Annotated in this window: 15 protein-coding genes; 8 read left to right on the forward strand and 7 right to left on the reverse strand. The window is 74.7% G+C overall.

Going from position 1 to position 14,097, the window contains the following annotated elements:
- The first annotated feature begins 49 nt into the window (after positions 1 to 49).
- Positions 50 to 541 (forward strand): helix-turn-helix domain-containing protein, encoded by a 492-nt coding sequence (locus DT076_RS08610; protein ID WP_114126232.1) that lies wholly within the window; start codon positions 50 to 52, stop codon positions 539 to 541.
- Between the two features lie 18 nt (positions 542 to 559).
- On the opposite strand, the gene DT076_RS08615 is transcribed toward DT076_RS08610, so the two are convergent.
- Together DT076_RS08615 and DT076_RS08620 are read right to left on the reverse strand one after the other, a co-directional pair.
- Positions 560 to 1,354: a DUF4097 family beta strand repeat-containing protein gene (locus DT076_RS08615; protein WP_147264106.1), complete on the reverse strand. Its 795-nt coding sequence runs from the start codon at positions 1,352 to 1,354 to the stop codon at positions 560 to 562.
- Positions 1,351 to 2,007, reverse strand: a complete 657-nt coding sequence (locus DT076_RS08620; protein WP_114126234.1) for a hypothetical protein — start codon at positions 2,005 to 2,007, stop codon at positions 1,351 to 1,353. The genes DT076_RS08615 and DT076_RS08620 overlap by 4 nt, the downstream gene beginning before the upstream one ends.
- Before the next feature lie 88 nt (positions 2,008 to 2,095).
- Here DT076_RS08620 and DT076_RS08625 point away from each other — a divergent pair, with 88 nt between their 5' ends.
- Positions 2,096 to 2,674 (forward strand): DinB family protein, encoded by a 579-nt coding sequence (locus DT076_RS08625; RefSeq protein WP_114126235.1) that lies wholly within the window; start codon positions 2,096 to 2,098, stop codon positions 2,672 to 2,674.
- Positions 2,675 to 2,696: 22 nt separating this feature from the next.
- On the opposite strand, the gene DT076_RS08630 is transcribed toward DT076_RS08625, so the two are convergent.
- The 4 genes from DT076_RS08630 to DT076_RS08645 all read right to left on the reverse strand — a co-directional run bounded on the left by DT076_RS08630 (position 2,697) and on the right by DT076_RS08645 (position 7,540).
- A complete protein-coding gene (locus tag DT076_RS08630) occupies positions 2,697 to 3,227 on the reverse strand; it encodes a DUF1697 domain-containing protein (RefSeq protein ID WP_233493800.1) in 531 nt (176 codons plus the stop codon).
- A gap of 192 nt (positions 3,228 to 3,419) precedes the next feature.
- Positions 3,420 to 4,472, reverse strand: coding sequence for a hypothetical protein (locus tag DT076_RS08635; RefSeq protein WP_114126237.1), 1,053 nt, complete (start codon positions 4,470 to 4,472; stop codon positions 3,420 to 3,422).
- Positions 4,473 to 4,538: 66 nt separating this feature from the next.
- Complete coding sequence (locus DT076_RS08640) at positions 4,539 to 6,707, reverse strand: (Fe-S)-binding protein (protein WP_114126238.1); 2,169 nt, start codon at positions 6,705 to 6,707, stop codon at positions 4,539 to 4,541.
- Between the two features lie 86 nt (positions 6,708 to 6,793).
- Entirely contained in the window at positions 6,794 to 7,540 is a 747-nt protein-coding gene (locus DT076_RS08645) for an SCO2322 family protein (protein ID WP_114126239.1), read from the reverse strand.
- 196 nt (positions 7,541 to 7,736) lie between these two features.
- Here DT076_RS08645 and DT076_RS08650 point away from each other — a divergent pair, with 196 nt between their 5' ends.
- The 6 genes from DT076_RS08650 to DT076_RS08675 all read left to right on the forward strand — a co-directional run bounded on the left by DT076_RS08650 (position 7,737) and on the right by DT076_RS08675 (position 13,101).
- Complete coding sequence (locus DT076_RS08650) at positions 7,737 to 9,167, forward strand: ABC transporter ATP-binding protein (RefSeq protein ID WP_114126240.1); 1,431 nt, start codon at positions 7,737 to 7,739, stop codon at positions 9,165 to 9,167.
- Positions 9,167 to 9,823, forward strand: coding sequence for an ABC transporter permease (locus DT076_RS08655; RefSeq protein ID WP_114126241.1), 657 nt, complete (start codon positions 9,167 to 9,169; stop codon positions 9,821 to 9,823). Before DT076_RS08650 ends, DT076_RS08655 begins: the two co-directional genes overlap by 1 nt.
- Complete coding sequence (locus tag DT076_RS08660) at positions 9,820 to 10,653, forward strand: ABC transporter permease (RefSeq protein WP_158548087.1); 834 nt, start codon at positions 9,820 to 9,822, stop codon at positions 10,651 to 10,653. Before DT076_RS08655 ends, DT076_RS08660 begins: the two co-directional genes overlap by 4 nt.
- Before the next feature lie 53 nt (positions 10,654 to 10,706).
- Positions 10,707 to 11,642, forward strand: a complete 936-nt coding sequence (locus DT076_RS08665; RefSeq protein WP_114126242.1) for an ABC transporter substrate-binding protein — start codon at positions 10,707 to 10,709, stop codon at positions 11,640 to 11,642.
- 171 nt (positions 11,643 to 11,813) lie between these two features.
- Entirely contained in the window at positions 11,814 to 12,719 is a 906-nt protein-coding gene (locus tag DT076_RS08670) for a phenylalanine 4-monooxygenase (RefSeq protein WP_114126243.1), read from the forward strand.
- Positions 12,720 to 12,819: 100 nt separating this feature from the next.
- Entirely contained in the window at positions 12,820 to 13,101 is a 282-nt protein-coding gene (locus DT076_RS08675) for a hypothetical protein (protein WP_147264107.1), read from the forward strand.
- A 97-nt stretch (positions 13,102 to 13,198) separates the two neighbouring features.
- Here DT076_RS08675 and DT076_RS08680 read toward each other — a convergent pair whose 3' ends face one another.
- The gene (locus tag DT076_RS08680) at positions 13,199 to 14,083 is read right to left on the reverse strand and encodes an SDR family NAD(P)-dependent oxidoreductase (RefSeq protein ID WP_114126245.1); all 885 of its coding nucleotides are present in this window, start codon (positions 14,081 to 14,083) and stop codon (positions 13,199 to 13,201) included.
- Between the last annotated feature and the right edge of the window lie 14 nt (positions 14,084 to 14,097).

The raw sequence follows: 14,097 nt of genomic DNA on the forward strand, positions 1-14,097 counted from the left end.
TTGTCGCTCCCACCGCACGCTGCCAGGATCCAGGCGACGGAGGTGGAGGATGAGCGATGAGGTGCGGGTGGCCCAGACGGCCCTGTACGGGGCGCCGCTGAGTGAGGTGCTGCGACGCTGCGGGCAGGTCCTGGGTCTCAACCAGGCCGAGCTGGCCCGGGCGCTCGGCATCTCGGCGCCGATGCTGTCCCAGCTCATCAACGCCCACCGGGTGAAGATCGCCAACCCGCTGGCCGCCGCCCGGCTGCAGGCGATGAACGACGCGGTGGACGCCGTCGAGGCGGGGCGGATGGACGTCTCGGTGGCCCTGGCCGCGGTGGCGGCGGTCCAGGCCGGCGGGGACCTGCTGAGCACCCGCCGGACCGGCCCCCGGACCGCGCCGGCCGAACGGCTCGAGGCGGCGCTCCGAGGGGTGGCCACGCCGGAGGAGTACCTCTCCGCCGCCGACGTGCTGGCCGGCACCCATCCGGGGGTGTCGCAGCTGCTGCGGCTGCTCGGTTCGGGGCGCGCCGGTCAGCTGCTGGGCGGGGAGGACGGCTGAGCCACCGCGGCGCCCGGATCAGGCGCGGTGGAGCAGGATGTCGCCCGTCGCGCTGCGGGCGTGCACACGCAGCCACCGGTCGTCGGCCGCCGGCGGCTCGGTGGGCGGCAGCTCCACCCGGACCCGGCCCAGACCCGAGTGCAGGTCGACCAGTGTCGGGATCTCGTCGGCCACGCCGACGGTGATCGTCCCGACCGCCGTGCGCGCCTCCACCGAGGCGGTGGTGGCGCGGACCGTGAGCGAACCGGCGGCGGTGTGGGCCTGCAGCGGCGCCTCCAGCCGGTCGACCTCGACGTCGCCGGCCCCGGTGCGGGCGCTGAGCGAGCCGGTCACCCGGCCGAGGCGGACGGCGCCGGCCCCCGTGGTGATGCGGCCCGGACCGGTGAGCTCCTCGACGGCGACGTCGGCGGCCCCGGCGTGCAGCACCAGCTCGCCGACCCGGGCGAGCCGGACCTCGCCCGCCCCGGTCTGCACGGAGGCGGCCTCCAGCCCGACCTGGCTGGACAGCTCGGCCGCTCCGGTGGTGGACCGCAGCCGCGACCCGTCCGGGACCTCCAGGCTGAGCGTGACCCGCTGCAGCAGCTCCGACGGTGACCAGCCGCTCGGGGCGGGCTGCTCGACGACGAGGGTGTCGCCGGACGTGGTGACGGCGATCTGCTCGACCACGTCCGGCTCGCCGGTGAGCGTGCCGCGGATGCCCGTGGTGCCCTCCGGGGCGGGGCGCAGCTCGACCCGCCCGGCCCGTAGCTCCACCTGCAGCGCGGTGGCGGCAGCAGCCTCGACGGTGCGCGTGGTGGGCGCGGAGGCGGTCATCGGACCCACCCCTGCACGTTCCCGCCGGTCTCGGGGCCGCCGCGGCCGCCCCGTGGGCCGGGGCCGCGCCGACCTCCGCGGCCGCGTCCCCGGCCGCCGAAGGGCGAACCCGGGCCGAACGGGAAGTCGGGGCCGAACGGGGGCACCGGTGGCACCGGCGGGACGGGTCCGCCACGGTGCCCACCGCGCTCCTCACCCCAGCGCTCGCGGCGGCCGCCGCGCATGATGGCCCGGGTGATGACCTGGGTCAGCCAGACGTTGGTGGAGACGCCCTGCGCGTCGGCCAGCTGGTCCACCCGCGTCTTGAGCGACTGCGGCAGCCGGAGGCTGATCCGGGCCGTGGCCTCGTCCTCCGCCGACGGCTCGGTGACCGGCTCGTCGGGGGCGATCACCTCCGGCTCGTCCTCGGCCTCGACCAGGGTGACGTCGAAGTGCGGTTCGTCCCCGTCCATCCGCACCGACACCGAGCTCGGAGCCAGCTGGGCGCTGACCTCGGTGGCGGCATCGGCCAGGGCCTGGACGAGGGTGAGGCGGACCGTGGACTCCAGCGCGGCGCTGAGCTGGTCCGCCACCTGCTGGGTGCGGTCGTCGGCCAGGGCGGCGGCGTTGCGCACACCGCGGCGGACCGACTCGAGATAGCTGTCGATGTTCATGGCACCACTATGACGCCAGGCTGACGTCAATGCAAGTCACTATTGGCGTCAGCCTGGCGGGGTGGGCGGTGACGGCCAGGATGCTGGCATGACGAGTCCTGACGCGCAGGTGCTGCTGCGCTACCTCTCCGCCGCCCGCGAGGCCCTGGTCTGGAAGCTCGAGGGTCTCGACGAGTACGACGTCCGCCGCCCGCTGACGCCCACCGGCACCAACCTCCTGGGTCTGGTGAAGCACGTGGCCTCGGTCGAGGCCGGCTACCTCGGCGAGGTGTTCGGACGTCCGTTCCCCCAGCCGCTGCCGTGGATGGCCGAGGATGCCGAGCCCAACGCCGACCTGTGGGTGACGCCGCAGGAGACCCGCGCCGACGTCCTCGACCTCTACCAGCGGGTCGCCGAGCACACCGACGCCACCGTGACGTCACTGCCGCTGGACGCCGTCGGACAGGTGCCGTGGTGGCCGCCGGCGGTCCGCGACGTCACGCTGCACCAGGTGCTGGTGCACGTGGTCACCGAGACCCATCGGCACGCCGGTCACGCCGACATCGTCCGCGAGCTGGTCGACGGGGCGCGGGGGATGCGGGCGGGCAACGACAACCTGCCCGAGGGCGACGAGGCCTGGTGGGCGGACTACCGCGAGCGGGTGGAGCGGGCGGCGCGCGAGGCCTGACCGGATCGTGGTGCGGGGCGCATCAGGCGCCCAGCAGCTCGACGAGCTTGGCCACCGTGTTGAGGTTGCGTGCGGTGCCCGGGTTGGCCAGCCGGCGCAGCGCGCGGTCCAGCCGCGGGTCGGCGCGTCCGGCGCCGTCGGCGTAGCGGAGGTGGACATCACGTCCGATCAGCTGCCACTGCTCGGCGCCGGTGTCCACCTCGGCCGCGGCCGCCACCGCGTCGGCGCGGGGCTGGTCGAGCAGGAAGACGACGTAGCAGAAGCGCCGCTCGTGCACCTCGAACGGGAACGCCTCCAGGGCCGCCCGCAGCTCGGGCCCGGTCCGCGAGATCGCCTCGCGGAAGAACCCGAACCGCTCCTCGACGGCCCGCTCCAACGCCCGGTCGAAGTCGGCCGCTGCGCCCGGTGGGCTGCACAGCAGGTTGCCCGAGGCGATGTGGGTGGCGACCTCCGTCGCCCCCAGGTCGGTGGCGATCTGGCGCAGCTCGGCCATCGGCAGCTTGGCCCCACCCACGTTCACCGCCCGCAGCAGCACCGCCCGTCGCCCGCCCACGCCGGCACCGTAGCGCCCGCCCGACCCCAGCATCCCGACCCCGAGTGGACGCAGCGTCGCGACCCCAGCGCCCTGAGCTTGTCGAAGGGCGATCTGCCGAGCCGGCGCAGGGTCGCGACCCCAGCGCCGTGAGCCTGTCGAAGGGCGGGACGTCGCACCGCCCTTCGGCCTCGGATGGCCGTTCTCGCAGTCTCACCCGCAGCGCAGGGAGAGGGTCAGCGTCGGCCCGGCGCCGACCTGGAGGTCGGTGAGGTGCACCCACGGCGGCAGGTGCTCAGCCAGCGGGACGGGCCGTCCGACGGCCGCCCGGATCTTCCCCCGCAGCACCAGCAGCGCCACCGCGAGGATCGGGTTGCGGCTGGTGAGCCGCACGTCGCGCAGCTGCAGCACCAGGGCGTCGTCGACGCTCGCGGTGCCGGAGGCGGTGACGGAGCCGGAGACGAGGCCCTTGCGCACTGCGGTGCGCACCCGTGCCCGCAGCGTCCGCGGCCCGGACCCGGTGAGGTCGACCTCGAACCGGGTGAGCCGGACGCCCTGCCGGCCGAGCTCCTCCGCCGCCGCGGCGCGGACCGCAGCCACCAGCTCGCGGGTCGGCGCCGAGGCGCGGGCGGTGCCCCGCAGCCGCCAGCCGGGGGCCGGCGCGGCCACCTCGATCCCGCAGCGGTCACCACCCTCGACCCAGCTGAACGGCAGGTCGGCCGCGTCCGCCTCGACCTCCACCGGTACGCCCCGCAGGTGCACCGGCCGCGCCCGCAGCACGGCCCGCCGCACCGACGCCGGTGTCCGCCGCGCTCCCGGTGGCGCGGCGGGCGGCTCCGGAGGTGGCGGCAGGTCGGGAACACGGAGCGGGCCGTCCCCGAGGTCCGGCTCGCCCGGCAGCGGGGTGGCGCCCGAGGCCGGATCCACCGACGGATCGGACAGCGGGTGGGCATCGGTCGGGTCGCCGCCGTCCGGTGCGGACGCCACGACGGGCGGGACCGGGTCTGCCGCCGCCTCGGCGAGGGAGGGCAGCTCCAGCTCCAGCCCGGTGGCGTCGAGCACGAGCGCGTCCACGTCGGCCCCGTCGAGGTCGACCGTCAGGCGGGAGAGCAGCTGCTCGACGTCCGACTGCGAGATCGGGTCGGCGGCAAGCAGGGCGGTGCGCAACCGGGCGAGCAGCTCCGCGTCGGCCTCGGGGCGCGGACCGGGTCCGAGGTCGAGGTAGTCCGGCTCGGGTCCCGCGGACGGGGGAGGTGCGGCGGTCATGGGGGCGTTCCTACCGGTTCGAGGGTTCGTCGGCCCGGCCGCCGCTCGGGCGCCGTCGCCCGCGCGTCAGGGGCGGACGTCGCCGCGGCGCACCGACTCCAGCAGCAGCTGGGCGACGTCGAGCACCTCGACCTCCCGGTCCGGCCCGCCGTCCTGCCCGGTCCGGTCCTGCACCGCGGCGACGCCGTCGGAGAGCATCACCCGGCAGAACGGGCAGCCGGTCGCGATGGTGGTGGCGCCGGTCGCCAGCGCCTCCTCGGTGCGGGCGACGTTGATCCGGGTGCCGAGCTTCTCCTCCATCCACATCCGCGCCCCGCCGGCCCCGCAGCAGAACGCGGTCTGCCGGTTGCGCGGCATCTCGGTCACCGTGGCGTCGGGCAGCACCTCGAGGAGCTCCCGCGGCGGGTCGTAGACGCCGTTGTGGCGGCCGATGAAGCAGGGATCGTGGTAGGTGATGGTGCGCCCGCCCACCGATCCGGCCGGCGGTGCGACCGGGGTGAGCCGGCCCTCGCGCACCAGCCGGTTGAGCAGCTGGGTGTGGTGCACCACCTCCAGCTGGACGCCCACCTGCGGGTACTCGTTCTTCAGCGTGTTGAGGCAGTGCGCACAGGTCGCCACGACCTTGGTGGCGCCCGCCTCGGTGAGCGTCTCGGCGTTCTGCATCGCCAGCTGCTGGAAGACGAACTCGTTGCCGGCCCGCCGCGCCGGGTCGCCGGTGCAGGTCTCGCCCTTGCCGAGCACCGCGAAGCGGACGCCGGCGGTGTGCAGCAGCTCGGCCACGGCCTGGGTGGTCCGCTTCGCCCGCTCCTCGTAGGCGCCGGCGCAGCCCACCCAGAACAGGTAGTCGACCTCCGACAGGTCCTCGACGTCGCGGCCGACCACCGGCACCTCGAAGTCGAGGTCCTTGGTCCAGTCCAGCCGTCCCCTGGCGTTGAGGTTCCAGGGGTTGCCGCGGCCCTCCAGACCCTTGAACAGCCCGGTGAGCTCGTCGGGGAACTCCTCGCCGACCATCACCTGGAAGCGGCGCAGGTCCATGATGTGGTCGACGTGCTCGATGTCGACCGGGCACTGCTGGACGCAGGCGCCGCAGCTGGTGCAGGACCACAGCACGTCGGGGTCGACCACGCCGGGGTGGCCGTCGCCGTCGACCTGGATCGGCCCGACCAGCGGCCGCGCGGCCTCGGCCTGGACGGTCGCCGGCAGCGATCCGCGGGCCTCCTCGGCGGCCTGCAGGTAGGGCGCCTTGGCGTGGGCGTGGTCACGCAACCCGGTGATGAGCAGCTTGGGGCTGAGCGGCTTGCCGGTGGCCCACGCCGGGCACTGGCTCTGGCAGCGCCCGCACTCGGTGCAGGAGGTGAAGTCGAGCAGGCCCTTCCAGGTGAAGTCCTCGACCGCGCCGACGCCGAGCGGGGCGTCCTCGTCGAAGCTCTCGACGTCGGCGAAGTCGACCGGGGTGCCGCCGGCGTTGACCGGCTGCAGCGCCCCCAGCGCCGTCGCACCGCTGGACTCGCGCTTGAACCAGATGTTGGGCCAGGCGGTGAAGCGGTGCCAGGCCACGCCCATCGTGGTGACGAGCCCGATCACGGCGAACCAGGCCATCGAGATCACGATCTTCACCGCGGCCAGCACCACCACGGCCGTCTCCACCGCCCCGGTCGGCAGCCCCGCCGGCAGCAGGAAGAAGGTCAGCGGGAAGTGCACGACGCCGCCGACCAGCTGGTACTCCAGCGCCCGGATCAGCAGCACGCAGACGGTGATCCCGACGATGGTCAGCTCGACGTAGACCCCCTGCCAGGTGCTCGAGCCGTAGAACCGCGACGACCGGTCCGAGGCGCGGTTGCGGGCGCGGACGGCCATCAGCGCGAGGATGCTCACCAGCCCGAGCCAGGCGATCAGCTCGCTGGCCCACTCGTAGACCACCCAGTGCCCGATCACCGGCAGCGCGAAGCGTGGGTCGAAGAGCTGGCCGTAGGCGGTGACCAGGGTGAGGAACAGCGCGCCGAAGGCGACGAAGACGAACCAGTGCGCGACCCCCACCCGCGTCCACTGCAGCATCCGGGTGTGGCCGAGGGTCTCGGCCAGCAGGTGCTTCCAGCGCTCCCGAGGCGCGTCGGTGCGACCGAGCGTCGGCCCGCCGAGGCGGACCACGCCGACGATCCGCACCACCGCACGGACGAAGAGCGCCACCCCGACCACCGTCGCGGCCAGGGCCACCACGATCGCGGCCGTCCTCATCACGTCACCTCGGTTCTCCGTCGAACACCGTTGTTACCGGAGGGTAACCGACACCGCGGCCGCGAGGGAGCGGCCTGGCGCAGGGCTCAGCCGGCGTCGCCGCCGCGCCGGCGGCGCGACACCAGCACGCCGCCGCCGACCAGCGCGGCCGCGGCCACCACCGCGACCAGCGGCACCAGCCAGGACGGGGCGCCCTCGCCCTCGACGGCGTCCTCCGAGGCCGCCGGGGAGGGGCTGGTGCCCTGGGCGGCGTCCTCGCCGCTGCCGGCCGGGAACCCCACGGGTGCGGTGACCTGCAGCTCGACCGGGGCGTCCTCGGTGGCCTCGGGCGCCGGGGCGGGGTCGCCGCAGCCGGTGGCGGGGTAGCCGCCGAGGGCGCAGATCAGCCCGCTGTCGTCGGTGCGCAGCTCGGTGGCGGCGGCCAGCACGTCCTGGGCGGAGTCGCCGGGTGCGGCCAGCACGCAGGTGCCGGTCGCCGGGCCCGGGGTGGCGCCCTCGGGGGCGTCCTCGGCGGTGCCGGGGTCGACCACCACCGCCACCCGGACGCCGTCAGCGCTGGGCTCGGTGCCGGCGCAGACGGTCTCGAAGTCCGGTGCGGTCCGCGGGACGCGCGCGGTGGTGCCGTGCACGGCGAAGCGCATCCCCTGCACCGAGCCCTCCTCGGGCTGCACGTCGGCCGGGCCGGTCGAGGCCGGCGTCCAGGTGCCCTGGTCGGCGGTGGTGTAGGACCAGTACCGGAACGCGGTCTCGGCCGTGGCCAGGGGGGCGGTGAGGCCGAGGGTGAGCAGGGCGAGCAGCGCGAGGCCGACCCAGCGCAGCGGTGTGCGGTGCACGTGTGTCCTTCCGGTCCGTCCGACCCGGCGGTCGGTCGGCGGCATCCTACGCAGCAGCCACCGACAGGACCGGCGTCGAGACGGCGCCGGGCACGCCGACCCGCGGCCGAGAACCCCGACGGCTGTCAGAGGGCTGGTCTAGGGTCGTTCCGTCGCCGCGCGCCGCGGCGGTCTGGCACCGGATGATGGGTACCACGTGATCACTTTCGAGTCCGTCAGCAAGACCTACCGCGACGGCACCACGGCCGTCGCCGATCTCGACCTGGTCCTGCCCTCGGACCAGATCTCGATCGTGGTCGGCCCGTCGGGCTGCGGCAAGACCACCACGTTGCGGATGATCAACCGGATGATCGAGCCCACCACCGGCACGATCGCCTGGGACGACCGTCCGCTGAAGTCGTTCCGGCGCACCACCCTGCGCCGCCAGATGGGCTACGTCATCCAGAACGGCGGGCTCTTCCCCCACCGCACCGTGCTCGACAACATCTGCACCGTGCCCGCCCTGCTGGGGTGGAGCCGGGCGAAGAGCCGCTCACGGGCGATCGACCTGCTGAAGATGGTCGGGCTCGACCGCTCCCTCGCGCACCGGTTCCCCGCCCAGCTCAGCGGTGGGCAGCAGCAGCGGGTCGGGGTGGCGCGGGCGCTGGCTGCCGACCCGGTCCTGCTGCTGATGGACGAGCCGTTCTCCGCCGTCGACCCGGTGGTCCGCGCCGACCTGCAGCAGCTGGTGCGCGAGATCCAGCGCGAGCTCGGCAAGACCATCGTGATGATCACCCACGACATCGACGAGGCGATGCTGATGGGCGACCGGGTCGTCATCATGCGCGTCGGCGGTCGGATCGCCCAGGTCGGCACCCCCGACGAGATCCTCGACCGTCCGGTGGACGACTTCGTCGAGGGCTTCGTCGGGAAGGACCGCGGCTACCGGGCGCTGTCCTTCGCCCCGGCGTCGGGGCTGCCGGTCGGACGGGTGCGCTCGGTGCGGTCGGCCGCCAGCGCCACCAGCGGCGCCCCGGCCGTGGTGGTGGACGCCGAGGGACGCCCGACCGGCTGGGTCGACCCCGACCACGGGCCCGCGGTGCTGCCGCTCGGGGCCACCTTCCACCCCGAGACCGACAGCCTGCGGGCCGTCGTCGACGCGACCCTCTCCTCCCCGCTCGGCATGGCCGTGGCGCTGCAGCCCAGCGGCCGGCTGGCCGGGGTGGTGCGCGCCGAGGACGCGCTCGCCGCCGTCCGTCGTCGCCGGCTGGAGGTGGCCGACCAGCACCGCCCCGAGGAGCAGGCCGCCGACGCCGAGCCCGACGACGTCCCGGTCGCCGATGCTGAGCCCGACACCGCGCCCGCGGCCCGTTCCGACGCCGCGGGCGGGACCCGTCCCGCGGAGCCGGACGCCACCGAGCCCCGTCCCGCCGAACCGGACGCCGCCGAGCCCGACGCCGCCGAGCCCGACGCCGCCGGAGCCGGTGCCGTCGAGCCCGACGCGACACCGGGCAGCACGTCGACGGCGCCGCCGGCCGACGGCGACGACCTCGAGCGCCAGCCGGGGCGGGCCCTCGGTCCGCCGCCGGCCGATGCCCCGGAGGCCCCGGCCGCCGAGCCCCGGCACGCCGAGGACGGCAGCCGCTGATGGACCTGGACTGGATCGGGCGCAACCTGTCCGAGGGCGAGGACATCCTCGGCCTGCTCGGGCTGCACCTGGTGCTCGCGCTGACCCCGGTGCTGTGCGCCCTGGTGCTGTCGGTGCCGGTCGGCTACCTGGTGCACCGCACCCGGGCCGGCGCCGCGCCGCTGCTGGCGCTGTTCGGCATCGTCTACTCGGTCCCGTCGCTGGCGCTGTTCGTGGCCATCCCGGTGGTCATCGGCACCCAGATCCTGGACCCGCTCAACATCGTGGTCGCGCTCACCGTCTACACCCTCGCGCTGCTGGTCCGCAGCGTGGTGGACGGGTTCCGCTCGGTGCCCGTCGACGCCCGTCAGGCCGCCGAGTCGATGGGGATGGGCCCGGTGCGCCGGGTGCTGACGGTCGAGCTGCCGCTGGCCATGCCGGTGGTCTTCGCCGGGCTGCGGGTCGCCACCGTGTCGAACATCGCGCTGGTCAGCGTCGGCGCGGTGATCGGCTCCGGCGCGCTCGGGCAGCTGTTCGACCTGGGCCTGCGGCAGGCCTTCTACACCCCGATCATCGTCGGGATCGTGCTGATCGTGGCCCTGGCGCTGCTCTTCGACGGCGTCATCCTGATGCTCCAGCGGGTGCTGCTGCCCTGGTATCGGAAGGCGGCCGCGTGAACCTCTTCGAGTTCCTCCTCGACCCCGCGAGCTGGACGGGCCCCAGCGGCATCCCGGCCCGGCTGCTGCAGCACCTCCTCTACAGCGGGGCGGCGGTGCTGCTCGCCGCGCTGGTGGCGATCCCGCTCGGCGTCGTCATCGGCCACACCCGCCGGGGTGATGCGGTCGCGAGCGGGCTGAGCAACGCGGCGCGGGCCATCCCCACCCTGGGCCTGCTCGTCCTCGTCGTCACGCTGCTGGGCACCGGCGCCGCACCGGTGGTGGGCGCGCTGGCCGTGCTGGCCGTCCCGCCGGTCCTCATCAACACCGTCGCCGGGTTCCGGCAGGCCGACCAGGAGGCGGTGCACGCGGGCCGGGCGCTGGGGATGACGCCCTGGCAGCTGGTCCGGCAGGTGGAGCTGCCGCTGGCCACGCCGTTGATCGTCTCCGGTGTGCGCAGCGCCTCCCTGCAGGTGATCGCGACCGCCACCGTGGCCGCGCTCGCCGCCGCCGGCGGGCTGGGTCGGTTCGTGGTGGACGGGCAGCGGCTGGGCCCCGAGGGCTATCCGCAGATGTTGGCCGGCGCGGTCCTCGTCGCCCTGCTCGCGATCGTCGTCGACCTGCTGCTCGGTGGGCTCAGCTGGCAGCTCGAGCGCCGCCGCCGCCACATCCGCCGTGAGGAGCGGGGCGACCTGGACGCGCTGCGGGCCGGCGAGCTGGCCGAGCAGGCCGCCGCCCGCCCCGACACCGCGGACCGCGCCGGCGACGCCGACCGTCCCGCGGACGCCGCGACCGTCGAGGTCCCCGCCGGCGAGACGCCGGACACCGGACCCCGGCCGGGGCACCGCTGACCCGCCGACCACATCACCGATCCCGACCTCCCACCACACACCGAGGAGCTCACATGACGAGGAAGCGCTGGATCCTGACCGCGGCCGCAGCCGCCACCGCACTGGTGCTCAGCGCCTGCGGCGCCGGCTCCAACCCGCTCGAGGGCGGCGGGGCGAGCGAGTCCGCCGCGCCGGCACCCGAGGCGGGTGAGGTGGTCGTCGGCTCGGCCAACTTCACCGAGTCGCAGGTGCTGGCCGAGCTGTACGCCCAGGCGATGCAGGCCCAGGGGGTGCAGGCGACCACCCGGCCGAACATCGGATCCCGCGAGGTCTACCTGACCGCGCTGCAGGACGGCTCGATCTCGGTGATCCCCGAGTACACCGGCAACCTGCTGCTCTACTTCGATCCCGAGTCCCCCGCCTCGACCGCGGAGGAGATCGAGACCGCGCTGGAGGAGGTGCTGGCCGAGGAGCAGCTGGTGCTCGGCACGCCGTCGGAGGCGACCGACCAGGACGTCTACGTGGTCACCGCCGAGTACTCCCAGCAGAACCAGGTGACCTCGCTGGAGGACCTCGCCGACCTCGCACCGGACGCCGTGCTGGGCGGTCCGGCCGAGCTGGCCGAGCGCTCCTACGGCCCACCCGGGCTGGCCGAGCTCTACGGCGTCGAGTTCGGCGAGTTCCGCCCCTACGACGCACCGGCGGTGAAGATCCGCGACCTCAACGACGGCAAGATCCAGGTGGCCACCTTCTTCACCACCGAGTCGGCCATCGGCGACAACGGCTACGTGCAGCTGGAGGACCCGCAGGGGATGATCCTGCCGCAGAACATCGTCCCGCTGATGGCGCCGCAGGTGGCCCAGAACACCGCCGCGGTGGACGCGATGGACGCCGTCTCGGAGGCGCTCACCACCGAGGAGCTGACCGCCCTCAACAAGGCGGTGGACGTCGACCGGCGCAACCCGGGCGAGGTCGCGGGGGAGTGGCTGGCCAGCGAGGGCCTCGCCTGAGCCGAGCCTCCGGCCGTTCGTGACCGGGCCCGCGGTGGACACCCTGTCCACCGCGGGCCCGGTGCCGTTCCCCGCCGGTGCACCGGATGCCCAGCCGCGTCGTGGGGGTGTTCCGGTGCCGGCCGCCGCGTGCTGGGCTGGTCGGCACACCTCGATGGAGAGGACGGGCAGATGTTCGAGGACGGCCAGCTCTACTCGCCGGTCAGCCGCGGTGACGACGGGGAGGTCCAGGTGCACCTGGCCGAGAACCATCCCGGTTTCGCCGACCCCGACTACCGCCGGCGCCGCAACGAGATCGCCGACGCCGCGCTGCGCCGCCAGCCCGGCGGACCGGTCCCGACCATCGACTACACCGAGGCCGAGCACGGCATCTGGCGCCGGGTGTGCGCCGAGCTCGGTCCCCAGCACGCCCGGCACGCCAGCCGGGAGTACCTGGCGGCGAAGGCGCGGCTCGGGCTGCCGATCGACCGGGTGCCGCAGCTGGACGAGGTGACCGCGCGGCTGGAGCCGCTGACCGGGTTCCGCTACGTCAGCGCGCCGGGACTGGTCGAGCTGCGGGCGTTCTACGGGTCGCTGGCCGACGCGGAGTTCCACTCCACCCAGTACCTGCGGCACCCGTCGATGCCGCTGTACACACCCGAGCCGGACATCATCCACGAGGTGGTCGGGCACGCCAACCAGCTCGCCAGCCCCCGCTTCGCCGCGCTGACCCGCGCCGCCGGCACCGCCGTCCGCCGGCTGGAGACCGACGAGGCGGTCCAGCTCGTCGCCGACGTCTTCTGGTTCACCCTCGAGTTCGGGGTGGTCCGCGAGGACGGCGACCTCAAGGCCTACGGGGCGGGGATCCTCTCCAGCTACGGCGAGCTCGACGAGTACACCCGGATGGAGATCCGCCCGCTCGACCTGGCCCAGATGGGCACCCTCAACTACGACATCACCGCCTACCAGCCGGTGCTCTTCGCCGCCGACTCCCTCGACCAGCTGGAGGACGTGGTGGGCGTCTTCTTCACCGAGGTGGACGACGACCGTGCCGCTGCGCTGCACCAGCGCGGCCTGGCCGCCGCCGGCCGGCTCTGAGCCGTCGCCGTCCGCCGGGAACCGGAGGCGTGCCCGGCCCGTCGTAGTGCACGGCCGCCGGGACCCGGCGGCACGGCGGATCGGAGAGGACGTGGTCGGAGTGCAGCTCGCACGACGGATCGGGACGGCAGTGGCGGCGCTCGCCCTGGTGGGGGCAGGCGGGCTGGCAGTGGCACCGCAGGCCGAGGCGGCGACCTGGAAGAAGTACCACTCGATGGTGCAGACCGACACGCTGCTGCAGTGCCAGGGCCGGCTCTCCAACCAGGTGCGCCTGCGCTCGGCCGAGGGGGCACGGATCGGCGCCATCGACCAGTGCCACCGGATCCACGGGGGCTACCGCGGCAGCTTCCACTACTGGATGCCGCTCAAGACCTCGCGCTGACGAGCCCACGCCGCGGCGTGGCGCGGGGGTGCTGACCGGGCCCGCGGTGGACGACCCGTCCGCTGCGGGCCCGCGGCACGTCGTGCCGGCCGGAGGGCTACCGCGAGAGCGAGCGGCGCCACTTCCGGTCCGCGCCCGACTCCGGGGCGGCCTTGCCCAGCCCGGTCGCCTCGGCGGCAGAGCGCACGATCTCGCGGAAGGGCAGCAGCCGGCGCCGCCAGGTGGCCGAGCGGGCCTGCCTGCCGACCGGCACCCGCAGCCGCGGGGAGTGCTCGCCGAGCACGTGCAGGACGGCGTCGGCCACCTCGTCCTCCGGCGACACCTCGTAGCGCGCCGCCCCGCGCACCCGCGGCTCGGCCCGGTCGGCCAGCCGGCGGTACGCCGAGTCCGGACGTCGCCGGCTCGGGGTGATGAGGGAGGCCTCGAGGCTGGGCTGCAGCACGCTGACGTCGACCTCGAAGGGCGCCACCTCCAGCGCCAGCGCCTCCGACCAGCCCTCCAGCGCCCAGGTCGCCGCCGCCAGCGCCGACAGGGTGGGCGACGGGGTGAGGGCGGCGTGGGAGCTGATGTTGACCACGTGCCCGCTGCGGCGCCGGCGCATCGTCGGCAGCACCGCCCGGGTCACCGACATCGCCCCGAACAGGACCCCGTCCAGGGTCTCGCGCAGCTGGGCGTCGGTGAGGTCCTCGAAGAAGCCGAGCGGGGTGTCCCCGGGCACGTTGACGACCGCGTGCAGCCGGTCCCCGGTGCCCTCCAGTGCGATCCCGACCGCCCGCTTCACCGAGCCGTCGTCGTGGGTGTCCATCTCGAGCACCGTCGCGTCGGCGCCGGCCTCCCGCAGCGCCTGACGCAGGCCCCTTGAGCGCGAGGCGTCGGGCATGGTGGCGAAGACCTCCCACCCCGCAGCCGCGGCGGTGACGGCGATCCGCTGGCCGAGACCCTCGGCACAGGAGGTGACCAGGACCGATCGAGGCGACGTCATGGGCTCACCCTAGT

This window comes from Desertihabitans brevis, assembly GCF_003327535.1.
In the GTDB taxonomy this organism is placed as follows: Bacteria; Actinomycetota; Actinomycetes; order Propionibacteriales; family Propionibacteriaceae; genus Desertihabitans; species Desertihabitans brevis.